At 67.4% G+C, this 1,823-nt stretch carries 3 protein-coding genes; 1 reads left to right on the forward strand and 2 read right to left on the reverse strand.

Features of this window, described 5'->3' with window-relative positions; translation table 11 throughout:
- Nucleotides 1-692 (reverse strand): methionyl-tRNA formyltransferase (gene fmt, locus LPZ50_RS24625; protein ID WP_230665458.1); only part of this gene is annotated, 692 nt, incomplete at its 3' end.
- Nucleotides 693-696: 4 nt separating this feature from the next.
- Nucleotides 697-1,209 carry a peptide deformylase gene (def, locus tag LPZ50_RS24630; protein ID WP_230665459.1) on the reverse strand — a complete coding sequence of 171 codons (513 nt, stop codon included), beginning with the start codon at nucleotides 1,207-1,209 and terminating at the stop codon, nucleotides 697-699.
- Between the two features lie 213 nt (nucleotides 1,210-1,422).
- Here def and LPZ50_RS24635 point away from each other — a divergent pair.
- Nucleotides 1,423-1,823: DNA-processing protein DprA (locus LPZ50_RS24635; protein ID WP_230665460.1), on the forward strand; the 401-nt coding region annotated here is incomplete at its 3' end.

A 1,823-nucleotide genomic window follows, 5' to 3' on the forward strand; every position in this document is an offset into this window, starting at 1 on the left:
CGCCGCGCCAGCACGGCGGCGGGCTGGGAACAGTCGAGCGGGGCTTCGGCCTTGTCCAGCTTGGCGGCGTAGGTGACGCCGTCGGCGGGCTGGGGCCGGGCCTGCAATTGGCCGGCCTGCAGCGCCTGCAAGGCCTGCACAATGGCCTGCCCGCCGGCCTGGGCCAACGCGTCGTGCAGGTGCGCGGCGGAATCGTCGGGACCAATGGACACGCGCTGTTCCAGCAGCATGCCGCCGGTATCCAGGCCTTCGTCCATTTGCATGATGGTGACGCCGGTTTGCGCGTCGCCGGCTTCGATGGCGCGCTGGATGGGCGCGGCGCCGCGCCAGCGAGGCAGCAGGCTGGCATGGATATTCAGACAACCGCGCGGCGGCAGTTCCAGTGTCCAGGCCGGCAGGATCAGGCCATACGCGGCCACCACCATGACTTCGGGCGCGGCCTGCAGCAGGGTGTCGCGCGCCTGGGCGGCGTCTTCGGGATAGCGGCCGTCCAGCCGCAGGCTGCGCGGCTGCGCCACCGTGATACCGGCGGCCAGGGCGGCCTGCTTGACCGGGCTGGGCGTCAGCTTCAGGCCACGCCCGGCAGGCCTGTCGGGCTGGGTCAGTACCAGGGGGATGTCATGGCCGGCGGCCAGCAGGGCGTCCAGGGCGACGCGGGCGAATTCCGGCGTACCGGCGAAAACCAGGCGCATGGGATCAGGCGCGCAGCGCTTCGCGCTCGGCTTTTTTCAGCTTGGTCTTGATGCGGGTCTGCTTCAGGTTGGACAGGTATTCCACGAACACCTTGCCATCGAGGTGGTCGAGCTCGTGCTGCACGCACACCGCCAGCAGGCCGTCGGCCTCGGCTTCGTAGGGTTTGCCGTCGATGTCCAGGGCGCGGTAGCGGATGTTTGCCGCGCGCTCGACCTGATCGTAGATGCCCGGCACCGACAAACAGCCTTCTTCGTAGGTCTGGCGTTCGTCGCTTTTCCAGGTGATCTCGGGGTTGATCAGCACGCGCAGTTCGTTGCCGGCTTCAGAGACATCGATGACGACCACGCGTTCGTGCACGTCGACTTGCGTGGCGGCCAGGCCTACGCCCGGGGCTTCATACATGGTGTCGGCCATGTCGCGCACCAGTTTCCGGATGCGGTCGTCCACCACCGCGACCGGCTGGGCCTTTTTGTGCAGGCGCGGGTCGGGATAATGAAGAATGGGAAGCAGAGCCATGGCAAACAAACGTATAGGGGCTGATTAGTCAGCAATGACTTAATAATAATTCATTAGAAGCTTGATTTCTAATAGTTTTCGGCTAATTCGCCCATTGCCGGACGGCGCGGCGGGCGGTTTTGATCCCACCAGGCACCCGCCCCCGCGCAAGGGCCGTGCGACACTAGCCCACTGCCCCATGGCCTCATCGTCTTACCGCCCTTTGCCCGCACCATGCCGCTTACGCACTCCCGCGCCGAATTGTCCGCCTGGCTGCGCCTGTCGCTAGAGCTCGGCCTGGGCCCGGCCGCGGCCTACCCGCTGCTTTCCGCCCTGGGCCTGCCCGAGCAGATTTATGCGCTGGGCGCGGCCGCCCTGGCCCGCCACGTGCCGCAGGAACTGGCGCGCCAATTGGCTGCGCCCGTTTCCAGCGAGACCCAGGACCAGATCGACCGCACGCTGGACTGGGTGGAACAGCCCGGGCACCACGTACTTACCCTGGCCGACGCCGCCTATCCGCAAAGCCTGCTGACCACGGCCGACCCGCCGCTGCTGCTTTACGTAAACGGCGACACCGCGCGCCTGAATACGCCGGCCCTGGCCGTGGTGGGCGCGCGCAGCGCCACGCCCGGCGT

Source organism: Bordetella petrii, assembly GCF_020991325.1.
GTDB lineage: Bacteria > Pseudomonadota > Gammaproteobacteria > Burkholderiales > Burkholderiaceae_B > Bordetella_A > Bordetella_A petrii_E.